Source organism: Nocardiopsis sp. TNDT3, assembly GCF_003427465.1.
GTDB lineage: Bacteria > Actinomycetota > Actinomycetes > Streptosporangiales > Streptosporangiaceae > Nocardiopsis > Nocardiopsis dassonvillei.
This window is the reverse complement of the sequence record NZ_QPFC01000579.1, coordinates 1-2,787: the sequence shown is the minus strand read 5'-3', so window position 1 is coordinate 2,787 and position 2,787 is coordinate 1. Positions and strand designations below refer to the sequence as shown.

At 74.6% G+C, this 2,787-nt stretch carries 2 protein-coding genes and 2 pseudogenes; all 4 read right to left on the bottom strand.

Annotated features, from left to right (window positions below; all coding sequences use genetic code 11):
- A pseudogene (locus tag DQW06_RS14825) lies at positions 1 to 236 on the bottom strand (metalloenzyme domain-containing protein); the annotation flags it as partial.
- A complete protein-coding gene (locus tag DQW06_RS14820; RefSeq protein WP_013155105.1) occupies positions 233 to 1,348 on the bottom strand; it encodes an STM4014 family protein in 1,116 nt (371 codons plus the stop codon). The gene DQW06_RS14820 and the pseudogene DQW06_RS14825, both read right to left, overlap by 4 nt.
- The gene (locus tag DQW06_RS14815; protein ID WP_013155104.1) at positions 1,345 to 2,370 is read right to left on the bottom strand and encodes an STM4015 family protein; all 1,026 of its coding nucleotides are present in this window, start codon (positions 2,368 to 2,370) and stop codon (positions 1,345 to 1,347) included. The genes DQW06_RS14820 and DQW06_RS14815 overlap by 4 nt, the downstream gene beginning before the upstream one ends.
- Positions 2,371 to 2,445: 75 nt before the next feature.
- Positions 2,446 to 2,787 (bottom strand): annotated as a pseudogene (locus DQW06_RS14810) (hypothetical protein); the annotation flags it as partial.

Sequence of the window (2,787 nt, the reverse complement as noted above, 5' to 3'; positions counted from 1 at the left end):
GGGGAGGCGGGGGTGGGCAGGAACCCGGCGAGCATCGCCAGGTGGGAGGCGTAGGTGAAGCTCGCGGGCGCGTGCCTGCGCTCCCACCGCCCGTCCGGCAGCAGCCGGGCCAGGTTCGGGGTGCGTCCCGCCTCGGCCAGCTCGGCGGCCACGTCGTGGCGGAGGGTGTCCAGGGTGAGCAGCAGGATGTCGTGCGTGCCCACCACGGCGTTCATGTCGGGTGCGGTGCTGTTCATACGCTCTCGGGTTCGGGGACGGGGAAACGGCCGGTGGTCAGGGCGTGCAGCTGCTCGGCGTAGGTGTCGCGGCCCTCGTGCAGGACGCCGGGGAGCAGATCGCCGAAGGCGTTGACCTCGCACACGGCGAACTCCCGCCACCCCGGGGAGGCCAGCAGGTCCACCCCGGCGTACAGGGTGCGCGGGAAGCACGCGGCGGCGGCCTCGGCCGTGGCCATCGCCTGCTCCCAGGCGTGGGGGCCCACCGACTCCCGCAGGGCCGCCAGGTCGCCCCGGGCGTTGCCCAGGTGCAGGTTGGTCATGGGCGAGGACGAGGAGCGCACCACGACGTGGGCGGCCCGGCCCGCGACCACCACCACGCGCAGGTCCACGGCCCTGCCCGCGAACCCCGCCTTGGGCACCCACCGCTCCACGTGCAGGTGGTCGGGGGCCAGGGCGTCCACCACCGCCGCGACGTCCTCCTCGCGGGTGTAGGTGCGCAGCCGCAGGCTGTTGTACAGCTCCACGGAGCCGTCGGCGCCCCGGACCAGGTCGGCCGAGGTGACCGCGCGGACCCGTCCGCCCGAGGCGGTGGCCAGCGCCACCACGCCGGAGGCCGAGGAACCGTGCGCGGGCTTGACGAACACCCTCGGCCAGCGGTGGGCCTCCATCGCCGCGCGCAGCGACGCGTAGCCGGTGACCGGTCCGGGCAGGGCGGGCGGCACCGGCACCCCGGCCGCCGCCAGGCGGGCGTGGCAGCGCCGCTTGTCGCACATGTCCACCAGGTCGGCGGGCTCCTGGAGCAGGGCCGCGCCCGGCGTGGCGCGCACCGCCTCGGCGAGCCGGTCCAGCGCGGCCCGGAACCCGGCGTGCTGGTCGCCGGTGCCCTCGGCCCGGTACAGGTCGGGGGTGTGCTCCCAGCCCCGCAGCAGGCGCTCGGTCTCGGCGTCGCCGCCGGGGGAGTCCACCCGGACCAGGGCGTCACGCGGCAGCTCCACCGGCCCGGCGGCCAGATCGCGCCACGGCACGACCACCGGTCCGGGCAGGCCGAGGGCCCCGGCCGCGGCGGCGAACAGTTCCAGGCGCCGGTGGCCGGGGACCCCGACGACGACCAGAGGCCGTCCCGGGGTCACTCCGCGACCGCGGTGTAGTAGTACGGCTCGCCGCCCCCGTGGGTGTACGGCTCCCGGTGCTCGGACAGGTCCACCTCCACCCCCGGCAGGGCGGCGCGGATCCGCGCCTGCACGCCCTCGGACAGGTAGTGGTGGTGCAGGTCCAGGCGGCGCAGCCCCGCGAACGCGGACGCGGACTCCACCAGGGCCTGTCCGCCCTTGTCGGTGAGGATGCCCAGGGACAGGTCCAGGACGTCCAGGGAGGCCAGGACGGGGGCCTTGGCCAGGACGGGGATCCACTCGTCCACGCCCTCGGCGTTGCGCAGGCCCAGGTAGCGCAGTTCGGGGAAGGCCTCGCCGGAGAGCACCCGCGCCAGGTCGTCCGGGGTGGTGTCACCCCGGTAGTTCTCCACGCCCAGCCACAGTTCGAGGTTCTCCAGGGAGGGCAGCGGCGAGGCGGCGATCTCGCGCGAGACCTGGCCGGGCAGGCCGCCGGTCTGCAGGACCAGGGTCCGCAGGCCGGTGTGCTCGGCCAGGGCCAGCTCCAGCTTGCCGTCGCCCAGGTAGGGGTCGCCGGTGCCGCGCACGGTCAGTTCCTCCAGCAGGGGGAACGCCGCCACCAGGGGCGCCAGGTCGGTCTGGTGGATCCAGGAGATCTCGTACTCCTCCTGGAGGATCTCGCCGAAGAACAGCGCCCGCAGTTCGGGGAACGCGTCGGCGTCGGCGATGAGCGCGTCGCGCGGGACGGTCGAGGGCGGCTCCTCCTCGAAGTCGCCCCAGCCGCCGACGATCAGGGCCCGGACCCGGCCGGTGTCCACGGCCGCGAGGAAGCGGGCGAAGTAGTCCCGGAAGTCCTCGGCCGGGTAGACCGACGAGACGCGCAGCCGCCACGCCACCGAGCCGGGGTCGGCGACCGCCGCGGTCAGCGCCTCGGGGGACTGGGGCGGGTCCTCGGAGTAGATGCCGCCCTCCTCGGTCTCGACCGCGGGGAACTCGACCACGGGCAGGCCCGCGAACTCGGTGATGTGGTGGCTGTTCGGCACAGGGGGCTCCTACCTCGGGGTTTCGGGCAGGAACATATCTAGCAGCCCGGAGTGACAGGACGGACGGCGCGGGCCCTACTCGGCGACGGCCGTGTAGTAGCAGGCCGAGTCGTAGTCGAAGTCCTCGTCCTCCCAGTCACTGCCGACCTCGCGGTCGGACAGGTCCACGTCCACCCCTGTCCCGGCGAAGGCGGCCCGGACGTGCTCGCTCATCTCCTCGGACAGGTAGTGGTGGTGCAGGTCGAGCCGCTTCAGGTGCGCGAAGGCGGGCGCGGCCTCGACCAGGGCACGAGCGCCCTTGTCGGTGAGGGTGCCCAGGGACAGGTCCAGGGTGTGCAGGCGGGAGGTGACGGATGCCGCGGCGAGGACCGGAACCCAGTCGTCGGTGTGCTCGGCGTTGCGCAGGCCCAGCGAGCG